This window comes from Streptomyces sp. NPDC031132 (genome assembly GCF_055570595.1).
In genome coordinates this window covers 65,555-90,358 of the sequence record NZ_JBVIGX010000006.1, presented here as the reverse complement: position 1 = coordinate 90,358, position 24,804 = coordinate 65,555, and the positions used below count along the sequence as shown (strand labels likewise).

The window sequence follows — 24,804 nt, the reverse complement described above, 5'->3', positions numbered from 1 at the left end:
TCAGGCGGGACGGCGTCGCGGGCTAGATCGCGACGCCGAAGTCCTCAGTACGGCCCGGACGGTCTTGCCGCTGGGTGGGTACGGAACCGTCTCCCAGCAGTCGGCGAGGGCGGTGACGAGCGCGAGACCGTACCCGCCGGGGTGCAGCGCGGGGGACGGGGTGTCCTCGTCATGAGGGCGGGGCGCCGGGGAAGCCGCTCCCCGCGCGCGTCGGTCACGTCCACGCGGAGCACTTCGGCCGCCGGGTGGAACTGGAGACCGAGCCGGAAGTCGCGGCCGGGGACTTGGCCGTGGCCGACGGCGTTGGCGGCCAGCTCTGCGACGACCAGTTCGGCACGCTCCGTGAGGTCCTGCGGTACATCCCAGGACCGCAGCGACGAGACGGCGAGCAGCCGGGCAAGCCGGGCGCCTCGACGAGTGGACGACAGCAGCTGGGTGAATCCGTGTACAGCCAGGTCGAGTTGGGGGAGAAGTTGATCCATGGTGCCAGAGTGGCGGCCCGGCGCTGTGGGGGCGAGCACTGAACCCCGTACGCGAAGTCAGCGTACGGGCCAGCACAGTGGACGGTACGCGAGGTGAGCCGTCACGCTGAGTCGTGAAGTCGGGCGGGCGCGGAGAAAGGGGCGGCGGATGAGCAACGCCGAAGAGGAGATGGCGGCGGGCGCCGGCGGAACCCGGACGGTACCGGCAGGGGAGTGGGAGCGGGAACCCCATCCATCGGACAGCCTGCGTACGTTCGGCGCGGTCGTCCAGGCCCTGCGCGAGCACGCGGGACTCGGCCGGGCGGAGCTCGCCGCCCTCGTCCGGTACTCCAAACACACCGTGGAGTCCATCGAACTGGGCCGCCGCATGCCGGATGAGGCGTTCATCGAGCGCGCGGAGGAGGCGCTGGGCAACACCGGAGCCCTCCGCCGCGCAGCCCGCCACCTCAGCCGTGGCGAGGTCGGTCTTGCCGCCTGGTTCCGGCGGTGGGCGCGGCTGGAACGGGAGGCGGTGAGCCTGTGCACGTACGAGTGCCGGCTGGTGCCGGGGTTGCTGCAGTCGGAGGCGTATGCGCGGGCGGTGTTCGACAACAGCGTCCCGCTGCTGCCCGACGGGCAGACGGAGGACCAGCTCACCGCGCGGATGGAGCGGCAGCGGATGGTGCGGGAACGGGTGACCGTGCCGTTCAGCTTCATCGTGGAGGAGCATGTGTTCCGGCGCAGGCTGGGTGGGACGGTGGTGCACTCGAGCATGCTGGATCATGTGCTTGAGCTCACGGCTCCGCGCAATGTGACGCTTCAGGTGGTGCCGTTGGAGCTGGAGTTCCACGGGTGTCTGGACGGGCCTGTGCGGATCTTGGAAGCGAAGGAAGGGCGTCGGCTGGGCTATGTCGAGGGACAGCAGAACGGGCGGCTAATCTCCGACCCGAAAGAGATGAGTCTGCTCTGCCGCCGCTATGAAACACTGCGCTCGCAGGCCTTGAATCCCAAGGAATCCCGGGACCTGCTGGAGCGACTGCGAGGAGAGCTATGAGTAGCGGTACGACGGAACTCGCCTGGTTCAAGTCCAGCTACAGCGGCACCCAGGGCGACGACTGCGTGGAGATCGCGATCGCCGAAGACGCTGTTCACGTACGGGACTCCAAGGACTTGGCCCGCCCCGCCTTCGCAGTGACGAGCGAGGAGTGGGCGCCCTTCGTGAGGTTCGTGACGGGTAGCTGAACGATCGGTGTGCCGTCTGCGACGGCGGCACACCGTCTCGCGTTCAGGGGGAGTGTGGTCTTTACGCGAAGTCGGTCTCGAGGTCGTCGTCCCGATCGGCCGCCAGTGCGGCCGGCAGCGGCAGCCCATACTTTTCGCACAGGAAGCGGGTCTGGCAGTACCGCTGGGCCTCGGAGGCCACGCGGCCGAGGACTGCGGAGTTCAGGCCGGCGCTGACGAGGATGCCGACGAACGGCACGACCTTGGCGACGGTTTTGACCGACACCTTGGAGCCCGCCGGGCTCAGGTGTTGCATCAACTTTTCAAGAGCGGCCGCGAGTTTGTGGTCGTGACGGAGCTTGTCCGACCACCTCACGCGCCCCTTGAGTGCCTGCGCCGCCTGAGCGGTCTGGCGCAGCGGCTCGGCCTTGGCCACCTGGGCTTTGAAGGACCGGTGCACCAGGCGCTGGATGAAGAGTTGCTCATCGGGGTCCTTGGCGTCGTAGCCGTAGGAGTACGCGATTCGCGCGGCTATCGACGCGCTCAGGACCTGGATGACGAGGATGTCCGCCGTCATCGCGGCGGGGATACCGGCGACGGGGACCATGGCCAGTGCACCCATGGCGCCCCCCTCGAACGCGCCGGCGGTCCGCCACTTCATGGTGTTGGCGCCCAGCAGCCGGTCGCAGACCTTGAGGTCCTGCTCCCGCAGATCGGCGAAGCTGTCGATTTCGAGCCCTTGCTTTCGGGCGATCTTCTCGACGCTCTTCGGGTCGTTGAGTTCCAAGGCCCAGTCGTTGACCAGGTCGAGCAGTGCCGTCGCGCCTGCGACCGCCGGTCGCAGGGCCGCATCGGCGAGCGCGTCACCCGCGCGACGTATGGGCTCCTTGACCGCTTCCGGCACGGCCTCCTTGACCCGACGCCCGGCGTTTCCCGCGACCTCGCCGGTGCGGTCGAGGGCGTTGGTCGCCCATTTCGGCAGACTACGGCGGTTGTTGCGGCGCTCCCAGTGCTCGTTGAGCGCCTTCCACACCTGCTCCTCGTACGTGCTCATCGATGGTGGGTCCGTGTGAGTGCTCAATGGGGTTCTCCATTTTCGATGGTGACGGCAGGGTGCACGGAGGCGATATTCGAGGTCGAGCGGGTGGCACTCCCTGGGGTGACCGTAGACGCGGCCACCCCAGAGGCGGATCAGTCGTGACGGGGGCCGTGGCCGGGGGGAGGGGTGAGGGTGGACCGGTAGTCGGTCAGACCGTCGGTGGCCATCCGGTCGTACTCGGCAAGGATCAGATTTTTGGTGCGGTACTCGCCGTGTGCCTTCATGTCGTTGTCGTGGGCGATGTCGAAGGTGTCCAGGATGTAGGCCGTGTCCTCGCGAGTAATGTCGTAGAGGTGGAAGAAGAGGGCGTCCAGCTCGGCACGCATGACGGCTCGGCGGCCAGTGTCCCAGCGGAAGGGCGCGCCGCTGTCACCGAGGTCGCGAGCAAATACGCCCATGTCGGATGCGGTATAGGCGAGTTCGAGGATGCGAGGGGCGATGAACTCTGTGTGGGGGGCGAGCTGGTCGGGGGAGGGAATTGCCAGCTGCCGCACGATGAAGTAGCTCATCGAGGTGCCGCCGACGGCCTGCCGAGCAACATAGTCAACGACGAACGAGGACCAGACCGCGGTGAGCAATGCCGCCTGCGGGGCGAGGGCTAGCAAGAACTTGTGGCCGAAGCCGTGGGCAGGCGCTGCCGCTGCGATCAGTGTGCGTTCATCATTCGCCCGGCAGATGTCACGCCAGCCGAAGAGCCACTCCCGGTCCCATCCCTTGGCGGCCAGGCGGCTGCGGACACCAGGGGCTTGGATCTCCTCGGCGTCTTTGTTGAACTTTCCAGTGGGGATGTCATGTTCCTGGACCCAATAGTGTGGAAGAGGCACCTTCTCGGGGTCCTGTTTTTCTGCGAGGGTGAAGTCGCGGACGGAGCCGTCCTCGGTGTAGGTCGCCCAGCGGTGGTCGTAGTGGTGGAGCATCTTGGCCTCGTACAGAGGGAGCAGGCGCTCCTTTCCGCGGACTAGGACATTCCCGTCGAGGTTCCAACCTGCCGCCATGAGGTCGTCGAAGGTCTCGCCGTTCTGGACGTCGGGGCGGAGTAGGTGCGATTCGTGTGAGGTGTGGAACGTGGTCATGAACGAGATGTCCCAGGTGTTTCCTCCCGACTTCTTTGTCTCGTCAATCAGCACAGGCATGCGGCGATAGATCCCCAGGGTGATCTCGGCGTCCCGGCGGCTGCGGAAGATCGGGCAAGTACCGGTGTTCGGGTTGAGAAGATTGATCTCCTCGCGGGTGAGTGGAAAGGTCTTGTTCGGGTCATGGAACTCGGCGGGATCCAGAAGGAAGAAGCCGAACTGGGCTGCCCGAGTCGGGAGGGAAACTCCGCCTAGGGAGAGGATGCAGAACTTCATTCTGGAGTCTACAGCTGGGAACAATCCGTTGCGGTTTTCGAAGTCCAAGAGAACCGACAGCAAGCTGCGAGTAACGAGATCCTTGAAGAAGTACTGCGTGCGAGAGTCCGTAGCAATGCCAGTTGGGACGAGGACACCAGTGCGCCCGTTGTTCGAGGTGAGGATGTGGTTTCCCTCGGCGAATAGTGCATAGAGATTGAGATTTCCCCGACCGGTCAAGGGGAAGCGACTGGAGGTGCGCCAGAAGTGACTCTCGCCGTATACCTTTCGCTTTGCGGCCTCGTATTCGCTGTACAGCTGGACGGTGTCCGGGTCGCCTTTGAGTGCTTGGATCCTTTTCTTGCGAGCGGCTGTGTTGTCAGTCGCCGCGATTTCCGGTGCGCGCACGGCGAAGAATTCGGTCTCCGGGAAGTTCACGCTGTCCCATGGCGGATTCCCCACCACCGCGTCGAACCCGCCGACCCACCCGGTCCCCAGCTGGACGCCGGCCCCCGACGCCGGGACGGCGAACACCTCCGGGAACTCCAGGTGCCAGTGGAAGAATCGGTACTGGTCGCGCAACTCCAGGATCTGCTTGTCGGTCGCGTCCGGCACAGTCGACCGGTCCCGGCCCCGCAGCGCACGGAACATCTGGTCCGTCGGCGCCTCCGGCGCCCCCACATACTTCGGCCAGACGAAGGCTGCGCACCACGCGTCGGCGGCATGGAGATCCTGGACGTACGTGGACGACTTCGTGTACGCACGGTAGGCGGACTCCTGGGCGTGCACATCCTCCAGCGAATCGGACGGAGCGGCGGTGATCCGGGCCAGCTCAACGGCGTACCGCTCGTTGCCCGGCAGGGGCTCCGTGTCGAACAGAAGCTCGTCCTGGCCGCCTCGCTGGGCCTTGTTGCGCTTGACGAGGGCAGAGGCGTACTTGCGGTCGTCGCCCTCAAGCGGCTTGAAGGCGTCATCGGGGACGCCGTCAGCCAGCAGCTTCGGAGTCGCGCCGATGAGGCCGTTGCCGTGCTTGACGTGGGCGTCCAGGAAGCCGAGCGCCTTGCCCGGTTCCATCGCCTCCAGCCACAACGACACCTTCGCCAGCTCTACGGCCATCAGGTTGAGGTCGACGCCGTAGATGCAGCGTGCGACGACCTCGCGGAGCGCATGCCGCACGGCGCCGTCCGTCGGCTCTGGGTTGCGCTCGCGGACCGACGCCACCCGCTTGGCGATGCGCCGGGCCGACGCCACCAGGAAGTGGCCGGAGCCGCACGCCGGGTCGCAGACCGTCAGGGACAGCAGTTCGGCCACGATGCCGTCGGCCGGGTCGGGGTGGCCGGCGGCGGTGGCCCGCTGCTCGCCCCGCTTGACCGCGTCGTTTATCACCGGGTCGAGGGTGGTGTCGAGCAGGCACTCGATGAGGGAGGACGGGGTGTAGTAGCTGCCCGTCGTCTTCCGGGTGTTGCCCGCGACCTCCACCAGCTCGAAGGAGCGGTCCGTCGCCGAGTGCTTCGGCTCCAGCTCCAGCAGGGACTCGTAGACCGAGCCCAGTTCCTCGGCGTCCAGGTGCCGGTAGTCCACGGGCCGCCACCGCCGCGCGCCCGAGTCGCGGACCTGGGCGAGGTGGCGGACGGCGGAGAGCAGCGACTCGTTGGACAGCTTCAGGCCGCCCAGCGGAGCATCCGTGTCGGTGTCGGAGAACAGGCCGCCGAGGCCTGGCAGGGCTAGCTCGGGGCGTCCGCCCTCCGTGCCCAGGGCTTCGAGGACGATGCGCAGGGCTTCGTACTGGTCGCCGTGGGCCGTCCCCTGGCGGCGGCGGGCGCGCTCGCGCAGGCGGGCGGAGGAGAAGTACCGCTCGTAGGCGTCCCGCGGCCCCTCACCGGCTTCCGGGTCCAGCAGCGCGCCGCGGTCCTCGGCGACGAAGACGAACAGCAGCCGGTAGACGAGGCGCAGCAGGGCGTCCCGGAGGGCCTTCGGGTCGGTGTTCTCCCGCAGTGCGCCGTTGTCCGGGTGGCGGAGGAAGCCGGTGCCGAGGACGGTCAGGGCGTTCTGTACGCCCCGGCGCAGCTGGTCCAGGGCGCGGGTGCCGGAGGTGACGGCTTCGGCGCGCCACTTCTCCAGCCAGCACCCGGCCGGCGTCGTGCCCTCCGGCACCGTGAACCGGGAGGCGTGCAGCAGGCTGTACAGGAGCACGAACTCGCTGAACAGCTCGCCGTCGAAGAGGGCTTCGAGGTCGACGTCGACGTAGGCCGCTGTGGAGAAGGACGAGGAGTCGCGCAACAGGCGGAGTCGGCGGCCGTTGGTGACGACCGCCCACAGGTGGGCTTCGGTGCGGTTGAGGCAGTCCTGGACCATGGACTGGGCGGGGACCTGGCCGGGGGCCGGGCGGTTGTCGAGGTCCTGGTTCCAGGGGACCTGGTGGATGAGGGCCGGGCCGTGGCGGTGGGAGACCGGGAAGCGCTTGTCCGGGTCGGAGTCGGCCGGGATGCCCTCTGCGCCGACCTCCGTCAGCGCGCCGAAGTCCAGCTTGCGGAAGAGCTGCGCCAGCCAGTCGGTGCCGGCGCGGCCCGTTGGATCGGCAGCGGGCGCGCCGGTCTCCGGGTGCGAGGGCAGGGCGGCGCGCAGGTCGCGCCAGAGCGGCTTCAGGTACTCCCAGGCACGCTCGGCCTCGAGCCGTACGGGTACAGAGGCGGGCAGGCCGTAGTCGGCGGACTTGGTGCCCGGGAGGTTCCGTGCCTCGGCGATGCGCAGCAGCATGTCGGAGGGGAGCAGACCGCCGACCGGAGTGACGGCGGTGAAGGCCAGGGCGTTGCGGGTGGCGGCGGACATCAGGCTTCGGCTCCGGACACGGTGGGGGCGGACGCGATGGGGGGCAGGTAGACGTACACGCCGAGGACGTCGGCCGGTTCCTGCGGGACGACCTTGAGGCCGCGGACGATCTCCTCGTTGGCCTTGCGCACCCGGCGGTGCGAGGCGTCGAGCTCGCCGGACAGGCGGGTTCCGTACGCGGTGAGGTGCTCGGCCAGCTCCGGCAGGCCGTCCAAAGCCTTGGTGATGGCGTTGCGGGCGGCCAGCTCGTGGGTGTTGCCGCTCGCGAGGGCCGTGAGGAGAGCGGCCGCCGCGTCGTCGTCCAGCCAGCGGGCGCGCGCCGGCATCCCCTCGTATGCGAGGAGCCGCGCGTCCTCGGCTACCAGCTGCTGATCGCCCTTACGGGACGGCAGTGTCAGGTGGAAGCGGTAGCGGACCAGGAGGAGCGTGGTGCGGGCGGTCACGGCGTCCGTGGTGACCACGCCGCAGCGGCGGGCCGGGCGGGGGCCGGGGGTCTTCGCGTCCAGCGCGGAGTCAAGGACGTACGACGCGATGGCGCCGATCGCCGGGTCGGTGCGGACCAGTGCCGCCTCGCCGCGGGCGATCGCCGGCGTGGTGCGGAACGGGATCTCGCGGTCCTCCTCGACGATCCGCCCGCCGAGCGTGGCGGCGAGCGCGTCCCGCAGACCGGCCGGGGTGCCGCCGGGCTGGGCGGTGAAGTCACCGGAGTCGTCGCGCCCAGAGGACGTCGCAGTGCGGACCAGGGCGTCCAAGTCCCGCAGTGCCTCCAGGGCGAAGCCGCGGACCTCGTCGGCGCCGCCGAGCGCGGCGCGTACGGCGGCGACCTCGCGCGCCACCTCTTCCGGGTGGATCGTGCGCTGGGCGTACTTGGACTGGGACGTCTTCTCCCGCTCGGCGGCGGAGTTCCACTCGCGCTCGATGCGGTCGAAAGACTCCTGGTGGCCGTCCAGTTCGAACAGGCTCTCCTGGCTGCCCTGCCGTCCGTGCAGCAGCAGCCACTCCACGACGGCGTCGGTGACACCGGAGGCAGTCTCGTCCGGGACGGAGACGGAGATACCGAGGTCCTTCAGGATCTGCCGGTGCTTCTCGAACAGCACTTTCAGGACCTTGCCGTCGATGCCGTTGTCCTCGCCGAACATGGTGATGACCCGGACCTGGTCGCGCTTCTGCCCGTACCGGTCGACCCGGCCCTCGCGCTGGTCGTGCCGGGTCGGGTTCCAGGCCAGGTCGTAGTGGACGACGGCGTCGAAGTGGTGCTGGAGGTTGACGCCCTCGGACAGGCAGTCGGTGGCGATCAGCACGCGGCGGACGGCCGGGTCGGCGGCGTCCTCGGCCGAGCCGGTGGCGAGCTGCTCGATGCGCTCAAGACGTTGCTGCGGGGAGAGCGTGCCGGTCACCGCGGCGATCCGGGCCTTCTTGCCGAGCTTTCCCTCCAGCTGCGTGGCGAGGTACTCGGCGGTGGGGATGTAGCGGCAGAAGACGATCGGGTGGTAGCCGTCGGCGATCAGGCCCTTCAGGTGCCGGATGAGCGCCTTCAGCTTCGCGTCCTCGGCCGGACCGACGAGCTGCGCGGCCCGCTGGGACAGTTCGAGCAGCCGGGCTCCCGCCTCCTCCGACTCGGCGGCGCCCGGGGCGACGTCCATGCCCTCCAGGCGGTCGTTCTCGGCGGAGTCGGAGGCCACCGGGGCGCCCAGCAGATCCGCCTCCTGGGCGGTGCGGGCGGCCGCCGACTCCGAGCGGGTCTTGAGGGTCTGGGCGGCGGCCGCCGGTGACGAAACCATCGAGCGCAGCAGGGCGATCACCGACCACCAGGCGATCCGGGCCTCCCGCTTGCCCTGCTCCCCGGCCGCTGTGACGCGATCGCGCGCGTACGCGATGGCGTCGTCCAGCAGCGCCCGGTAGGCGGGCGTCAGCTTGTAGGGCTCGTCCTTCGTCCAGCGGTCCGACGGGAAGGCGGTCCGCTCGGCCAGGGAGTCGTCGGCGAGGCCGTCCTCCTTCGTGAGGTAGTTACGGACGTCGGCGCGCTTGCGGGCCACGAAGTGCTTGGCGAGCTCGGCTCGCCCCTTGGGGGACTCCAGGTCCAGCGTGGCGAGTTCGGGCCGCACGAGGCCGATCAGGTTGCGGAACGCGGCCTCCTTGCCGGAGTGCGGGGTCGCGGTCAGCAGCAGCAGGTGCCGGTCGGGGGAGGCGGAGACGCGGCGCAGCAGCTCGTAGCGGAGCTGGTTCGCCGAGGAGGAAGTACCGCCCTGGGCGGTGTCGTCGGCGGCCACGCAGGAGTGGGCCTCGTCGACGATCACCAGGTCGGGGCAGTGCTTGACGAAGTCCTCGCGGTGCCGGGTCGACTTGATGAAGTCCGTGGAGATGATGGTGTACGGGTGCTTGTCGAACAGGGACTGGCCCAGCTCCAGACCGCGCTCGAGGCGCGACACCGTGGAGGCCAGTATCAGCTCGGCGTCGATGCCGAACTTCTCCCGCAGTTCGGACTGCCACTGCTCGGCGAGGGCCGGGGCGCACAGCACCGCGAGGCGGCTCGCCTCGCCCTGCGCGAGCAGTTCCTTGGCGATCAGACCGGCTTCGACCGTCTTGCCGATGCCGACGTCGTCCGAGATCAGCAGCCGCACCGTGCGCTGCCGCAGTGCCATGAGCAGCGGCACGAGCTGGTACGCCCTGGGCTCCACGGCGATCGACGCCAGCGAGCGGAACGGGCCCGCGCCCGAACGAAACCCGATGCGCAGCGCCGTGCGCAGCAGGCCGGCGGCCCGCTGGTCGCCCAGATCGGTCGGGCTCGGAGCCGCGAACTCGGCCGGCTCCACCTTTTCGAACGGGAAAACGGCCGCGATGTCGTCATCGCTCCCGCCCAGCGGGCGCAGCACCAGCATGGCGTCGGTGCTCTCCGGCAGCACCACCCATTCCCGGCCACGGGCGGTGACCAGGGAGCCGGCCGAGTACGTGAGGCTCATGAGTTGTCTCAGTTCCTAGAGGTCGAGAAAGGAAGGTCTGGGGAGATGGGTCAACGCAGGTGGAAGTAGTCGGCGTTGTGCCCGGTGATGGCGTCCCAGTCCGCGTCCGTGGGGAACCGCAGGACGTCCCAGCCGGCGTCCTCCAAGCGGTAGCCGGCCTCGATGTCGCGCATCGAGTCGGCCGTACGGCCGGGGCCGTCGACGAACACGGCGAGGCTGGCTCCGGCCAGGCGAAAGACGAGGTCCGGGCGGGCACCCGCCTCCGGGACGAAGACCTCGACCTCGTCGGGCAGCCGGTAGCCCTTGGCCCGGAGCCAGCCGAGCAGGTCGCCGCCGGCGACCAGTGCCCCCAGATCGGCCTCCAGCGGCGTCGGTGTCGGCGCCGTGGACGGCTGCGCGCCGCGTGCGACGTCGACCACCGGCGCGAGCCTGCGGAACTGCTCGCTGCGCGACTCGCCCCGGTCCTCCCGCTCGGTGTGGGCCCCGGCCAGCCGCATGAGCAGCGGTTTGGCGCTGTGCCGGCTCAGCCGACGGTGGTGGGTCTGGTTCGCGTAGCTGAGCAGACAGACGTAGCAGCCCCGGGCGCACTGCTCGTCGATCGAAAGCCCGACCTCGTCCTCGGCCTCGTCCTTGCCGGTCACCGGGTCGAAGTGGCAGATCTCCAGGGCGGTCCGGGCCGCCCTCGCGAGGGCGCCCTTGTCGTGCTGGATGCGCCGCAGCACACCGGCGCCGCCCTCGGTCGCCTCCATGAAGAGGATGCGCCGCCGCGGACCGTCGTCCGGAGGCAGCAGTTCGGCGGTGAGCTCGGAGTCCTCCAGCTCGAACGCCGCCTCAATGCCCCGTTCCAGCGCGTACATGACCGACAGAGCCACCGGCTCGGGCTGCGGCTCGTCGAGGGTGACCACGAGGATGTTGCGACGGTCCTCCACGTAGGGCAGGACACGCCGCTTGCGGCGCTTTTCGTTCCCGTCCTCGTCGACCACCGGCATGCCGGTCCCCTCGATGGCGTCCGCGGCGGCCCGGTCGTTGAGCCAGCGGCCGTCGCCCAGGTCGAGCCAGTAGCCGTCCGGCTCGCCTTCCTTGTCGCGGACGCGGCCGAGATTGGTGATGCGGACGGTCGCCGAATCGCCGTAGTCCAGGTCGAGGACGGGTGCTCCTTCCGCGTCGGTGACGTGCGAGGTGAGGCGGCCCTTGCGGGCGCCGTGCTCCTGGAAGGCGTACGAGGTCTCCAGCCGGAAGCCGGCCCGGCGGCGCTCCTCCTCGTCCGAGGAGATCCGCTCGCGCGGCGTGGTGTACACGGTGTGCAGGTGCAGCAGTCCGGTCCGCTTGCTCCTCAGCGGCTCGTCGCACATGTCGCAGACGTCGGCGCCGACCTTGACCGCGTAGTGGTAGCCGCAGCCGTCGCAGCGTCGCGCCTCCGCCGTTGCCAGATCGCCCGAGGCGTCCGGCGGCAACTGAACGCGGGTGACCTGGTAGCGGGCACCCTCGTGGTAGATCAGCGCTCCGGGGCCGAACTCGCGGATCGCGAGGAAACGGGGACGCTGCAGATAGTCGCCGTCGGCGTTGCGGCGGTTGCCGGAGCGCGGGATGTACGCGGCCAGCGGCAGCCGCGGGAAGCTGTAGCCGGGAAGGAACCCCTCGGATGCCAGGTACCGGTACGGGTTGAAGTCGCTCATCACCGATTTGTTGTCGGACGAGCGGTTCAGCAGCAGGTTCGTCTGCGTCTCGGCCTCGCGGCGGCGGGTACGCGCCCGGCTCTGCTCGCCCTGCGACAGGGTGTGGTCGACGACGCGCCTGTTCTGCTCGTACTGGTCGATGACAGCCGCCCGGAACAGCTCGCGCCAGCGGTTGAAGGCGTCGTCGAACCGCTGCGGGGCGCGCTCGATCCGGTCCTCGATCCACTCGTCGTACCACCATGTGGTGGCGGCGAGGTCCTTGATCAGCGGGTTGAGGACGGTACGGGCTGCTGCTGCGGCGCGGCGGCGGGCTCCCTCGTCCAGCGACAGGTCGCAGATTCCGTCGACGAGCGGCAGCGCCATCTGCGGATCGGGCCGGTCGCCGGCATCCGGGTCGTAGGCGACGTCGACGACGTCCGGGATCGCGGTCCCCAGCTTCATGCCGGTCTCGGCCAGCCAGATGCCCTGCAGATGGGAGCGGACCAGGTCCTCATTGGCCAGCTCGAGACGCGGCGGCGTCACCTGGCCGGCCACCATCTTCTCGGAACGGCGGAAGTAGTACTGGTCGTGGCTGTTACCGGTGGCGCAGTACGTGGCCACCAGCGCGGGCTGACCGGAACGGCCCGCCCGGCCCGAACGCTGCGCGTAGTTCGCGGGCGTCGGCGGTACGTTGCGCATCAGGACGGCGTTGAGCGAGGAGATGTCCACGCCCAGCTCCATCGTCGGCGAGCAGTACAGCAGCGGGAGTTCGGCGCTGCGGAACTGCCGCTCGCGCTCCAGCCGGTCCTCCGGCGTGACCTGCGCGGTGTGCTCCCGGGCGAACAGCCCTGCCAGCTCCGCCGCCGCCGTCCGGTAGAGGTCGCGGAAGAAGGGGTTGACGCGGGGTCCCTCGCCCTGGTTGTAGGTACGGGCCAGCGGGTCGACCGCGCCGCGCTCGCCGTTCCCCGCGCGCCAGACGAGGGCCGCGGCCGACACCCGGTATCCGGTTCGCTTCTGTGCGGCCGCACGGCGGAATGCCGGTCCGGAGCGCTCGGGCGTCGCGTCCACCTCGCGGACCAGTTCCGCCGCGAGCAGCACCTTCAACAGGTCCTCGATGATGCCCTGGACGTCCTCGGGAGGGAGTTCGCGCAGCTCGGGCATGTTCCGGCGGAGGTACTTGCCGAACTTGCCTCGGGCGGACAGGAAGAGAGCGGTGCGCTCCATGCCCGGGCGCGAGCCGTACGGGTAGGCGGTACCGACCGCGGGCCGGTCGCCCTCGCTGAGCACCCACGGACCGGTCAGGCGCTCCTCGCTCGCCCGTTGCAGGGCGTCGAAGTCGTCGCGGAAGTACTGGACGTCGATGGCGAGAGCCCGCCGCATGTGGTCGAGCAGCGTCCGGGCGACCTCCTCACGCAGGGCGGGGTCGGCGTTGCGGAGTTCCGCGTGCGCGAACTCCCAGCGGTCCGGCTGCGCGGCGATCCAGGCCAGGTCCTCGTAGTCGATCCGCAGCAGCCCGGTCTGTTCGAGGTTCGGCATCGTGATGCGCCAGCCGCGCTCCAGGTCCCGGTAGAGCCGGTACCCGACGACGTCCCGGAAGGCCTTCGCCGCCCGGCGCTCCATCGACGGGGCCAGGGACGCCCCTCCGGTGTACTCGCGCGTCGACAGCCCCATCACGGCGGTCACCGCCTCGGCGAGGTCGTCGTGGTGTAGCCCTTCCTCACCTGCCCGCAGGGCGGCCTCGTAGAGGGCTCCGCGCAACTGGGTCACCTGCGCGAAGTCGTTGAAGTGGCCGGCCTGGAGCGAGGCGTCCTGGCGGTTGTCGACGAAGGTGAGGAGCTTGCGTGCCTCCTTGCCCAGACTGTCCTCGGGTACGGCCCGAAGGGACTTGACGATCGACGCCGAGATCAGGGAGGTGGCCGAGGAACGGCCCTCCTGGTCCAGCGTGGCCAGCTTGGCGAAATCCCGGCCGCGCGTCTGCTCGTAGGAAACCTGGCAGTGCACGCAGAACAGGAACGGCGCCGGGACGAACGCGGCCGTCAGACCCTCTCCCGACTCGTTCCCGAACGGATCCACGACGACGCGCTTGGGAACCCGAGGGCGGTACGATTTCTTGACGACGGTCACACCCTGCGCGTCGGGCTCCAGCCACGACTCCGGCAACCGCCGGTCGTCCACGGCCGTCTGAGGATCCGCCGGCCATTCGTAGTCCTCGCCGGGGATGCCGAGGTACAGATACCCCTCACCGTCACGGCCGCCCGAGGCGGACGTGTCCCGGCGCGGCTCGTACCGGAACGAACCCTGCTCCTCGGTGCGCCAGACGGTCAGGTACTCCTGCCCGCACTCCCGGCAGAACGCCAGCGGGAAGAGCGGCATGCCGCCGCTGTTCGGCTGCTCCAGCTGGTACGTACGGGTGAGCGGCCTGCTGAGCGGATCCTGCAGCGTCGTGTAGACGGTGTCGCCCTTGGAGAGGAACTGGTGCAACCGGAAGGCGAACAGGGGGCGTTCCGTCACCGGATGCTTCGCCCGCGAGCCTGCCTCCAGCGTGGTGCGGATCGCCTCGCAGACCTTCTCCTCGGATACCCCGGACTCGTCGGCCAGATCGACGGCCGCGGCCTCGACGGTCCCGGGGGCACAACGGCGCAGCCGCCCCGTTTCCTTCTCGCGCTCCAGCCCGAACCGCGACTCCAGCCAGCGGGCCAGCGAGTCCTTCGTCAGAGCCTCGTACGAGAGAGGAGCTGCCGGTACCCGCAGGCGTTCGGCGGGCACGATCGCCGGAGCTTCCTCGGTCGCCCGGACGAGAGTCTCGCCGATGACGCGCTTCGGCAGCAGGGTCGTCCCGAACAGCCGTCCGGCGACCTTGGCAACCTCGCGCTGCTGGTCCTCCCAGGAGCCCTCGGTGGACATGGTCGCGGAGGTGCCGATGCACTGCAGGGTGGCGGAGGCACGGCATGCCTCGCGGACCCTGCGGATCAGGAACGCCACGTCGGCGCCCTGTCGTCCCCGGTAGGTGTGGAGCTCGTCGAAGACGAGGAACTGCAGCCCGTCCGCCATGCGGATGAGACTCGACCGGTCGTCCGGCCGGGTCAGCATCAGCTCCAGCATCACGTAGTTCGTCAGCAGGATGTCCGGAGGGCTCTTGCGCAGCTCCCGGCGCTGTTCGTCGGACTCCTGCCCGGTGTAGCGGGCGAAGGTGACCGGCTCGTGGCCCGCGCCGAAGCCGTGGCGCAGGTACTTCTCCAGCTCCATGAGCTGCGAGTTGGCCAGGGCATTCATCGGATACACGACGATCGCGCGCACCCGGCCCCCCGCCTGGGGGCCCGCCGTCTCGCGCTCCTTGAGGACGTGGTCCACGATCGGGACGATGTACGACAGCGATTTACCGGAACCGGTACCCGTGGTCAGCACGTAGGAGTCGCCGGCCTGGGCGGCCTCGATCGCCTGCCGCTGGTGCAGGTGAAAGGTGAGCGGCCGTCCGTCCGGACGCCGCGCGCTCTCCTTCTTTCCCGCCTGGAAGATCTCGGCGCACCGGGGGTGCAGCACGCCGTCCCGGACGAGATCGGTGACCTGCCCGCCGTCGGCGAAGAACGGATTCAGAGACAACCACGGGTCCGGCCACTGTGACTTCTTTGCCAGGTCGTCCTTGACGAAGCCCTCGATACGGGGGTCCCGGATCACCGTCGCGCTCTTCGTGAAGCTTTCGTACTCGTTGATCAGTTCCGAGTGGATGCCGAAGACGTCCATCGTCTCGGGCAGCCGCGGCTGCCTGCGCGGCACGGGTACGGGTGCTGCCGGGGCGCGTTCGGGAAGCAGGGCGCGCAGCCGCTTCACCGGATCCATCACCTGCCAGTGCGGAGCCAACAGGGCGGCCGTCTCGTCCGGTGCGAACGCCAGCGGGACCAGCACGTCACGGAGCAGGGCGGCGTTCTCGGGCCGCAGCTCGGCGTCCTTCTCCAGCAGCCGCTCCACCAGGCGGACCAGCTCTGCCGGGAGGTCCGGGCGTACCAAGGTCAGGATCGGGGGCCGGTCGTGCTGGTGCTGCTCGGAGAGTTCGTACGGGGTTCGTGCCGAGAAGGGCGGCTGCCCGATGAGGAGTTCGTACAGGATGCAGCCGAGGGCGTAGAGGTCGGCGAGGCCGGAGACGCGTTCGGCCCGGAACTGCTCCGGTGCCATGTAGCGGGCCGTGCCCACGCTGACGCCCGTGCTCGTCAGCCGCGTCTGGTCGGGATCGTCGACGATCGAACCCATGCCGAAATCGAGGATCTTGACGGTGCCGTCGCCGGTCAGCATCACATTGGCCGGCTTCAGATCCCGGTGGACGACTCCGGCGGTGTGAGCGGCCGTGAGGCCGGCGGCGATCTGCGCCCCGATGGCGGAGACCCAGGAGACCGGGAGCTGGGGTTCCTCGTCGATGAGATCGGCGAGGGGATGACCGTCCAGCAGTTCCATGGCCAGGTAGGGCAGACCACTGCCGCCCGGCGTCTCGTCGACGCCACCGTCGATGAGACGAGTGAGGTTCGGGTGGCCGTGGGAGAGCATGCGCATGATCCGCACTTCGCGGCGGAAGCGGTCGATCTCCGTGTTGGACCCCGAGGTGTCGACTGCGATCCCGGTCCGCCCACGCAGCACTGTCTTGATCGCGACTTCCCTGTGCGGGGAGTCGGGGGCAGCATGGAGATCTTCGGCTCGGTGTACTTCGCCCATGTTCCCGCGCCCGACGAATTCCGTGATCCGGAACCGCGTGTCCACCGTCTCCAGGGCCACTGCCCCTCCCCGTGTTGCACCCGTTACGCGCCAGATGGATACATTCCGGATGGAGTGTATACCAAGGGTTACCGTCGAGGGTTACACAGCTATGTTGACATAGTCAACAGGCACGGGTGGGTGGTGGCTTCATTCACAGGTGCTCCATTGACCGAGCCGTCGGCTGTCCCCCGGGCGGGATGGTCGCTGCTTCGGGGGCGGCCGCGACGCTCCGGAGAGAGGCGGTTTGCTTCTGCGTCAGGCTGCAGTGGGCCGCTCCAGGCTCCATGCACCCTCGGCTCGTCGGGGACGGACGACGATGAGGATGGTGGGGCACGATAGAGGCCGGGCTGTAGGTAGTTCCTTGTGCGTGGCCGTCCTCGGAATTCCGGGCCTCCGGGAAAATCAGTTGTGTGACCGCCATGGCCCCGAAACGTCCGACCTGTTGCTCGCCGTGACGCTCGAGGTCTCCGAACGGTTGCCTGATAACGTGGCAAATTTGCTCTGACCTGCGGCTTATCGTGATTCCCGCCAGGCTGACGTGATCTCGATGACGCACCACGTGGAGTACGTGGCCATCCTGGAGCCGATCCGCGAAGACGCCTGACCTGCGGCTTGGTGCTCTCCGCTCGCTTGATCTGCTTTCTCCCGCAGGTTGCCGCCGCGGGTGGTCCGGCAGCTCACCGAGCTGCCGGACTTCCGGGGCGCGGCAACCCGCGGGCGGGCCGGCTGTGCCGACCCGTGCGGGAGCGGTCAGAGGAAGAGCGGGTCCAGGGCTGCCTCCCCGGCCGGCACTCGCCAGGCGGGAACCCGCACCGCCCGTGCCACCGGCGCGGGCTTCGCCCCCCGGCCGCCGGACGGCAGCCCGATCAGCAGGTCACCGCGTGCGTGGGTGAGCCTCAGGTGGCGGGCGGGATCCTGCCCGGGCAGGGGGCCCGTGTCGATGAGCACCGCCGTGTTCTCCCCGGCCACCGTGAACAGCAGGTCCACCGGGTGCCCGCCGACCACTGCCGCGCGTTCCAGGTCGGTGATGCCACGGGTACCGAGGTACTCCTGGAGCCGGTCGGCGAGCTCCTCGCGGAATCCGGGCGATGCCGGGGGACCGGCCACCGTCTCCTGGTCTGCGGAAGCCTCCGCGCGCAACACCGTCGAGCGCTCCGAGAGCAAGGCCGGCAGCCCCGCCTGCCCCTGCCAGAAGCGATGGCTCCCCACCGTGATCAGCTGTGACTTCGCCCGGGTGACCGCGACGTTCCACAGGTTGACCTGGCTCGCCACCCAGTGCGTCGTCTTCGGCGGGGTGTTGCCCGTGGCCACCGGGCTCAGGACCATGACGTCACGCTGACCGCCCTGGAACGCGTGCACCGTACCGACCCGGACCCGGTCGTCACCGGCCCACACCCCGGCCAACGCCTCCTTCTGCGCGCGGAAGGGCGTCACCACTCCGACCGTGGCGTCCTCGGGCAGCCGTGCCAGCAGCTCGTCCACCGTCCGCCGTACCTGATCCGCCTCCGCCTGGTTACGCCAGGACCGGCCGCCGCTGCCGGCCGCCGACTCGCCGTACGCCACGTCCACCCAGCCGAGCACCGGAGCCGGATGGGTCGCTGCCGCCGGATCTACCGGTGGGACCTGCCTGCGGACATCGGTGAGGACCTGCAACTGGCCCGCATAGCAGTAGCCGTTGACCACGTCCGCGATCTGCGGATGGCACCGGTAGTGCTCGTCGAGCAGCAGTGCCGCCTCACCGTGCTGCGCCGCAGCGTGGTAGGAGGCGTACACGTGGTAGGCCAGTCGGTGGTCCTCCAGCTGCGCGGCGGTCAGGCCTGCCCGCACCCGGGCCTGCCGTTCCTGCTCCGGGCTGATCCCGGCAATGTGCCCGAGCTGCATCGGGTCGCCGATGATCAGCGCCCGCTTCGCCCGGAACAGCAGTGGCAGCACCGACGGGATCGAGCACTGGCTCGCCTCGTCGATCACCACGAGGTCGAAGAGCTTCGGGGCGAGCTCGAGCTGGCGCACCGAATGCGTACTGATGGCCCACGCTTTGAGGTGTGCCATCAGATTGCGCTGGCTCTTCTGAAAGCCGGAGCGTCGGCGCAGCGCCTGGAGCCGCTGGTTCATCAGCGACCGGCCTCGCGCAGTGGCCTCGGCGGCCGCGGCTCGTGCCAGCTCACCCGAGACTGCGGAGGACGCGGCGGCGTTCCCCAGCCGGGCCTGCTTCAGCGCGCCCTCGTCCCAGGCCAGATGCGCCGGTACGAGCTCCCGCAAGGCCCGCTCCACCGCCACGGTCTCTGCGAGGTCGAGCAGCAGCTCGGGCGGGACAGGGCGCTCCGTGACCCAAGCCGGCCACGAAGCACCGGATGCGCGGCCGGACGAACCCACGAGGGCTGTGAGAGCCCGCCCGCGACGCCACCCACCCAGGGTCAGCCGGCCGGCTCCGGCGGCCCTCCGGGCGCGCTCCTCCCAGCGGGCGAGCGCAGCCGAATTCGCGTCCGCCCAAGCGCCCTCCAGCAGCCGTACGGGTAGCGCGAGCCCGTCCGCCCGCCGAGCCCGCTCGCGGACCAGCTCCAGCAGGTGTGCCTCCTCGCCGATCCGACCTGCTGCCTCGGCCCGCAGTGCGGCCGTACGCGCCTGGCGGTTGCGCAGCTCACCGGCCACGGTCGCGGCGCCCCGGGCCGGGACAGCGACCGGTTCGGCCAGCAGTCCGGCCAGCTTCTCGGCCTCCCGTTCCCGGGCGTCCCTGTTTCCGGTCCGCATGAGCAGACCGGGCGAGATCTCGTCGCACCGCTCGGCCACCACGTTGACGGCCTCGTTGTTCGTGGACGCGACGAGTACGGACTGCCCGGCGGCGACGGCGGTCGCGACCACGGCCGTCACCACCTCGCTCTTACCGGTGCCGGGCGGGCCGGTCGCGACGGTGAGCCGGCGGGTCATCGCCGAGGAGATCACCTGCTCCTGGCTCTCGTTGCACGGGCCGGGGGAAACCACCGTCACGGCCGCCGCATCATGACCCGTCCCCTCACCCCGGTCGCCGCCGCCGGTCAGGAGAGCGTCCAGTGCAGTCCCCGCGATCTGGCCGGCGCGCGTGGACATCGTGAGCAAATTGTCGACCAGGCCCTCGGTCGCGACCCGCTCCATGCCGGAAGGCACCAACAGCACGGCGGCGTTGTGGGCGCCGGGCCGCAACGAGTCCATCACGGACCGCTCGCTGAGCGAAGAAAGGTCGAGGGGCTCCAGCTCCGGAACACCGAGTTCGTTCAGGAGCTCCCGGACCGCCTTGACCATCTGGGCGCCGTTGCCCTCCTGCCAGCTCGGCTGCCAGCGGGCCAGCAGTTCGGCAGCCTCGTCGTCGGACAGCAGCGCGGTGATCACACCGGTGTGCAGGGACGGGACCCCGCTCGGACGCAGCAGGTCGCGGCCGTTCTCGTCCGGAGCGAGCTCCATCGGCCGGACCAGCAGCGGTGCGATCCGCACCGCTGCCCGCCGACGACCGTCCCCGCTGCGTTCGGGAAGAGTGACCGCGGGATACCCGTACCAGTACTCCTGGAGCCCGGCCCCCTCGCCCTGCGCGCCTGTGCTCTTCGGCTTGGGCAACTGTCCGGGGGCGGGGAAGGAATGCCCTGACCCGGACTGGATCGCCTCCGAGCCCTGGCCCAGCAGGAAGTACGCGGAGCCCCGGCCGCTGTCGCGGTCCGGCAGCATGCCGGACGCCGCCTGGGCTCCGAGGCAGTGCGCGTAGTACCGCAGCAACCGCTGCGGGTCGACGCCTTCCCCGGCATCCTGGTCGACCAGCTGCCGCGCTTTCAGCAGCGTGGGGGAGACACCGTTTCGAGCGGCGGCCTGGGCCGGGTCGCGCGGCGCTTCGGGAAGACGGACGGGACGAGCGACCGAGCGGGCGAAGGGCAGTGAACGGGTGGCCCGGATCGTGGACTTGGTCGGCTGCTGGTCCTCAGGAACACCCTTGATCACCATCTGTGCGGTCAGGTACTCGAACAGGTCGTCCGGGGTGATCCAGCCGCCCGCCTTGATCCGCCCGCTCCGCAAGCCCTCCACGATCTCCCCGGTGAACCGGGAGGTACCGAGGGAAGACCCCGCCGGAGCCATGGCGGACGCGGCCTGAAGGGCGTCGGAGGCGGTGATGAAGTACACGCCGGTCGGGCGAAGCAGCGTACTCGAGGCAGGCCCTCCGCCGGTGTCGGTGGCGGTGTCCGGGCCGCCCTTGGCCGTCCAACCTTGTACGACGGACCCGCTGGAGCAGCAGTCCAGCAGCACCAGTTTCGACGCGGCCCGGCAAGAGGTGAGCATCCGCTCCAGGAACTCGGCCGGGACCGCCGTGCCCGGCAGGTCGTCAGGGTCGGCGTCCCGGGTCAGGAAGTACAGCTGCCCGTCGGCCTCGCAGAACTGGCCGTGCCCGCTGAAGTAGAACAGCGCCGTCTCGCTGGACTGCCGCTCCTCCAGGAACTGCTCGACGGCGTACAGCATTTCGGCGCGGGTCGGCTCGGCGACCACCGCACAGTCGTTGTACATGCCGATCTCGGTGCTCTCCAGCACCGCCTGCATGTAGTGCAGGTCGGCGCGGACGGGCGGCAGGTCGTGGTAGCGGTCGCTGTCGTACGTGGATACGCCGATGAGCATCGCGTACCGGTCGTTGTCGCTCACTGCGCCCCCGGCCCCGCCTCGCCACCGCCCTCGCCCCGGACCTCGGCCGCACCGCCCGCGAGGAATCGGTCGATCAGCTCGCTGTCGGCCCGGGCCTCTTTGCCGGACACGCGGAGCGTCGCCCCGTCCGCCCGGGTGATGACGACGGCTCGCTGGGGTACGCGGGCCAGCCAGACCTGGATGGCGGCGGCGACGAGCGATCCCCCGCTGAAGACCAGTCCGATCAGGTCGGCGACCGGGCCTCCCTTGAGGGTCTCGTCCTCGGGCTGCAAGCGCGGGATGTCCAGCGCGGCCCGCGGATCGGCCCCGGCGAGGGCGGCGAGCAGTTCGCGCGCTTCGCGCCGGGCGCGCAGCGGGTCCTCGTCGAGGATGGCGATACGGTGGCCGGCGGCCGCCGGGTCGGTGGTTGTGCTCACGCTTTTCGTCCCCCTAGGTCACCCGTGCGGCGGACACACGGACGGGCGAGCGTAGCGAAGACCCTCGGCGGCGAACCCGCCAATTTCCTAAAATCTGCTGGTCATTGGCGTGAAACAGTCATCTTCGCCCATGCGGTCCTGCCGGGCGCCCCGACTCCACGATCGAGGCATGGCTCAATGCCGGTTCCGCGGTGTTCTGACCCGAGCTGGCTGTCCGCGCCGTCAGTCGGTCGGGAGGGCCGTCATCCTGCCCTTCTCGCGCACGTACAGCCGGGTTCCCGACGGGTCCGGGGTCAGGGTGGTCGCCTTGGTTTCGTAGCGCCAGACCGGGCGGTGCGTGCGGAGGTCCACGGCTCGGACGCCCAGGGTGTCCAGGAAGTAGACGTGGTTCGGCGTGGCCACCGGGGCCACGTCGCGGTTGGGCGTGGACTCGCCCGCGGCGGACTTCTTCAGGGTGGTCTCGTGCCAGCGTTCTGCTCCGGTGCGGGCGTCCAGGGCGACGAGGCCGTGGGTGCCCTCGACGGCGTAGACCACGCCGTCCCGGACCGTCGGGATGCCGTAGCGGCGTTTGCCCGCGACCGGGCCCACGTCGCGGCCCTCGCCGAAGGACCAGGCGGGTTTGCCGTCCGAGAGGCGGAGGGCCTGGACCGTGGCCGCGCCGAGGTAGACGTGGTCGTCGTCCGTGGCCGGCTGGTCCGGGGTCGCGCCCGGCGCCGCCAGGGTCGCGGACCAGCGTTCGGTGCCGTTCGCGGCGTCGTGGTGGGAGACCCGCAGGTCGTCGCCGAGTTCGGCCCGCTGCCACAGCAGCACCCCGCCGCGTACGGCCCCCAGCCGCAGCACAGCTGGGTACTCGAGCTCGATCTGGTGCGGGGTGGGGCCGGCCGCCGGCCGGCGCCACAGCTCCTTGCCGGAGGTCAGGCTCGCGGCCACCACCCACCACTGCTCGCCTCCCGCGGTCTTCGCGTGCAGGAACACCGTGTCCCCGCTCGCGCCCAGGATCTGGGTCAGGGGGTGGGTGCCGTCGTACGCGGGCAGGCGAACGCGGGGCGGCGCCTCCTTGCCGCGTTCCACGTACTGCATGGGCAGCACGGAGACCGCGACCGCCTTGTCGGGTGCGGTGTCGGGGTCCCGCCTCCCGAGCCCGTACAGGACCTTGCCGTCGGTGCCGACCCGCCAGCGGTCCGCGTAACCGAGGAACTCCGTCTCGTCCTTGCCGGTCCGCGTGTCGACGGCCTCGACCGTGATCCCCGCGGCCGCAACCAGGACATCGCCCACGAACAGGGGCTCGGGGCGGACCAGGGGGATCGTCGCGTCGGCCCACCACAGCGGTTCGGGCGGCGGCTGGAGGAGGGGCTGCTTCTTCGCCGCGGTCTCCGAGCGGCTGTTGCGCCAGGCCCACCAGCCGCCGCCCGCAGCAAGTACGGTCCCGGCGACCGCCGCTCCGGCGCCCAGCGTCAGGAGCCTGCGCCGCGACATCCCGGTCTGCGCCGCAACGGCGGTATCCGGTTCCTCGGCCGGCGCCGCGAGCCGGGGCGGCGGCGCCTGCCACACCGCCGCGGCCCGCAGGGCGATGTCCGCGAGGACCGGCTGCGGAAGCCCGTCGGCGAAGACGGCCGCCTCACCGGGGGAGAGGAGCTCCGCCAGCTCGTCGGTGCCCGGCCGCAGGGCGGGGTCCTTGCTCAGGCAGCGGGCCAGCAGCGGCGCCAGTGCGACCGGGACGCCGCCGAGGTCGGCCTCCGCGTACCGCACCCGGTAGAGGAGGTCGGCGGCCTGGCCGCCGCCGAACGGGCCGTGCCCGGTGGCCGCGAAGACCAGGACGCCCGCGAGCGCGAACACGTCGCCGGCCGGAGTGTGTTCGAGGCCGCCGGCCTGCTCCGGCGACATGAAGGCGGGGGTGCCGGCCGCGGCCCCGGTGCTGGTCAGGCGTTCGTCGCCGAGGGCGCGCGCGATGCCGAAGTCGATGACCTTCGGCCCGGCGGCGGTGACCATGATGTTGGAGGGCTTGAGGTCGCGGTGCACCACGTCCGAGCGGTGCAACTGGCCCAGGGCCCGCGCGAGATCGGCGCCCAGCGACCGGACCGACGCCTCGGGCAGCGGACCGCCGAGGCGCACCGCCTCGTCGAGCTGCGGGCCGATCACGTACTCGGTCGCCAGCCACGGTGTCGGCGCCAGCGGGTCGGCGCCGAACACGCGCGCCCCGTACCGGTCGCCGATGACCCGCGCCGCGTCGGACTCCAGCCGGAACCGGGTGCGGAAGGAGGTGTCGGCGGCGATGCGGGTGTGCACGGTTTTGAGCGCGACCGTACGCCCGCCCGCCGACCGGGCCAGGTAGACCGTGCCCATGCCGCCGCTGCCGAGCCGGGCCAGCAGCCGGTGGCCACCGAGGTGCACGGGGTCGTCGTGCGTGAGCGGTGCGAGCGGGGACGGGAGGGGAGGCATCGGGGTCAGTGCACTTTCTGCGGTGATGCGGATGAGGCGAACTGCTGCTGTGCCGCCGGGAGTTCGGCGGCGAGCAGCCACGCGGACTGGGCGGCGAGCGCGGCGACGACGCGGCCCGGCAGTACGACCGGGGGAGCGGCGCCGTCGACGGCCGTGGCGGGTCCGGGGGAGGGCGGCAGCCGCGGGTCCGGGACCCGCGCCGGGGCGGCCAGCCCGCGCAGCAGCTCCCCGGCCGACCCGGGCCGGTCCGCGGGATCGCGCGCCAGGCAAGCACCGACCAACCCGCGCAACCCAGGCGGCAGTTCGCCCTGCTCGGGCACCGTGTGGCCGGTCGCCGCGTAGGCCAGTACGGATCCCAGCGCGAAGACGTCCCCGCCCGGGCCGGGGGCTGCGCCCGAGGCCAGTTCCGGAGCCAGACAGCCCGGGTCGAGCCCCGGCAGCCCGGCCCGGGGCACCCCGTCGGGAGCGGCGGCCCGCACGGCGCCGACGCAGGACAGCACCGGCCCGCCGGAGGTGACCAGCACGGCGGCCGGCGACAGCCCCGCGTGCGCCACTCCGCGGGCGTGCGCGGCGACGAGCCCCTCCGCGAGCGCGGCACCGAGCCCGCGTACGACGTCGTCGGGCAGCGGACCGCCGTAGGCGGCGAGCACCGCCGGCAGCGGCAGCATCGGCTCGTACGGGGTCGCGTACCAGGGGAAGCCGGCCGTGCCGCCGACCTCGGCGACGTCGAGGAACCGCGGCAGCCGCAGCCGCCGCGCGCCCTCGACCTCGACCGCCCACCGGGAGGGGTCGGCCCCGACCCGCGGTACGCCGACGAGGACGGTGCGCTCCCCGTCGGCGCTGCGCGCGAGGTAGCGGCGCTCGGGCACGGAGCGCTCGGCGGATTCCGCGTCGAGCCGCGCCAGGGTCGCGAACGGCCCGATCAGCGCGGGGTCGTCCTGCCGCAGGCGTTCCATGTGCGCGCTCTCCCCATTCGGTTGCCCGGCCCGAGCCCCGAGCCTAG

At 70.6% G+C, this 24,804-nt stretch carries 11 protein-coding genes; 2 read left to right on the top strand and 9 right to left on the bottom strand.

The features are described 5' to 3' along the window. Positions 1 to 44: 44 nt before the first annotated feature. Positions 45 to 482, bottom strand: a complete 438-nt coding sequence (locus tag ACZ49B_RS11545; RefSeq protein WP_468303606.1) for an ATP-binding protein — start codon at positions 480 to 482, stop codon at positions 45 to 47. 148 nt (positions 483 to 630) lie between these two features. Between ACZ49B_RS11545 and ACZ49B_RS11540 the strand changes: the two genes are divergently transcribed. Continuing rightward, the gene (locus ACZ49B_RS11540; protein ID WP_468303603.1) at positions 631 to 1,515 is read left to right on the top strand and encodes a helix-turn-helix domain-containing protein; all 885 of its coding nucleotides are present in this window, start codon (positions 631 to 633) and stop codon (positions 1,513 to 1,515) included. Continuing rightward, positions 1,512 to 1,703 (top strand): DUF397 domain-containing protein, encoded by a 192-nt coding sequence (locus ACZ49B_RS11535; protein ID WP_468303601.1) that lies wholly within the window; start codon positions 1,512 to 1,514, stop codon positions 1,701 to 1,703. The genes ACZ49B_RS11540 and ACZ49B_RS11535 overlap by 4 nt, the downstream gene beginning before the upstream one ends. A 61-nt stretch (positions 1,704 to 1,764) precedes the next feature. Here ACZ49B_RS11535 and ACZ49B_RS11530 read toward each other — a convergent pair whose 3' ends face one another. From ACZ49B_RS11530 to ACZ49B_RS11495, 8 genes are all read right to left on the bottom strand, one after another. Beyond that, positions 1,765 to 2,736, bottom strand: a complete 972-nt coding sequence (locus ACZ49B_RS11530; RefSeq protein WP_468303598.1) for an EcsC family protein — start codon at positions 2,734 to 2,736, stop codon at positions 1,765 to 1,767. A 137-nt stretch (positions 2,737 to 2,873) separates the two neighbouring features. Continuing rightward, positions 2,874 to 6,938, bottom strand: coding sequence for an Eco57I restriction-modification methylase domain-containing protein (locus ACZ49B_RS11525; RefSeq protein ID WP_468303596.1), 4,065 nt, complete (start codon positions 6,936 to 6,938; stop codon positions 2,874 to 2,876). After that, the gene (locus tag ACZ49B_RS11520; RefSeq protein ID WP_468303593.1) at positions 6,938 to 9,898 is read right to left on the bottom strand and encodes a helicase-related protein; all 2,961 of its coding nucleotides are present in this window, start codon (positions 9,896 to 9,898) and stop codon (positions 6,938 to 6,940) included. The genes ACZ49B_RS11525 and ACZ49B_RS11520 overlap by 1 nt, the downstream gene beginning before the upstream one ends. Positions 9,899 to 9,948: 50 nt before the next feature. Continuing rightward, positions 9,949 to 16,314, bottom strand: a complete 6,366-nt coding sequence (locus ACZ49B_RS11515; RefSeq protein ID WP_468303590.1) for a protein kinase domain-containing protein — start codon at positions 16,312 to 16,314, stop codon at positions 9,949 to 9,951. A gap of 732 nt (positions 16,315 to 17,046) precedes the next feature. Further along, complete coding sequence (locus tag ACZ49B_RS11510) at positions 17,047 to 20,946, bottom strand: caspase, EACC1-associated type (protein ID WP_468303589.1); 3,900 nt, start codon at positions 20,944 to 20,946, stop codon at positions 17,047 to 17,049. Next, a complete protein-coding gene (locus ACZ49B_RS11505; RefSeq protein WP_468303587.1) occupies positions 20,943 to 21,362 on the bottom strand; it encodes an effector-associated constant component EACC1 in 420 nt (139 codons plus the stop codon). The genes ACZ49B_RS11510 and ACZ49B_RS11505 overlap by 4 nt, the downstream gene beginning before the upstream one ends. Positions 21,363 to 21,584: 222 nt before the next feature. Further along, positions 21,585 to 23,801, bottom strand: a complete 2,217-nt coding sequence (locus ACZ49B_RS11500) for a protein kinase domain-containing protein (protein ID WP_468303585.1) — start codon at positions 23,799 to 23,801, stop codon at positions 21,585 to 21,587. A gap of 5 nt (positions 23,802 to 23,806) precedes the next feature. Beyond that, complete coding sequence (locus ACZ49B_RS11495) at positions 23,807 to 24,757, bottom strand: protein kinase family protein (protein ID WP_468303582.1); 951 nt, start codon at positions 24,755 to 24,757, stop codon at positions 23,807 to 23,809. Positions 24,758 to 24,804 lie beyond the last annotated feature (47 nt).

Coding starts and splice junctions, on each gene's coding strand:
- ACZ49B_RS11545 (WP_468303606.1), bottom strand. CDS start 482: ATGGATCAACTTCTCCCCCAACTCGACCTGGCTGTACACGGATTCACC.
- ACZ49B_RS11540 (WP_468303603.1), top strand. CDS start 631: ATGAGCAACGCCGAAGAGGAGATGGCGGCGGGCGCCGGCGGAACCCGG.
- ACZ49B_RS11535 (WP_468303601.1), top strand. CDS start 1,512: ATGAGTAGCGGTACGACGGAACTCGCCTGGTTCAAGTCCAGCTACAGC.
- ACZ49B_RS11530 (WP_468303598.1), bottom strand. CDS start 2,736: ATGAGCACGTACGAGGAGCAGGTGTGGAAGGCGCTCAACGAGCACTGG.
- ACZ49B_RS11525 (WP_468303596.1), bottom strand. CDS start 6,938: ATGTCCGCCGCCACCCGCAACGCCCTGGCCTTCACCGCCGTCACTCCG.
- ACZ49B_RS11520 (WP_468303593.1), bottom strand. CDS start 9,898: ATGAGCCTCACGTACTCGGCCGGCTCCCTGGTCACCGCCCGTGGCCGG.
- ACZ49B_RS11500 (WP_468303585.1), bottom strand. CDS start 23,801: ATGCCTCCCCTCCCGTCCCCGCTCGCACCGCTCACGCACGACGACCCC.
- ACZ49B_RS11495 (WP_468303582.1), bottom strand. CDS start 24,757: ATGGAACGCCTGCGGCAGGACGACCCCGCGCTGATCGGGCCGTTCGCG.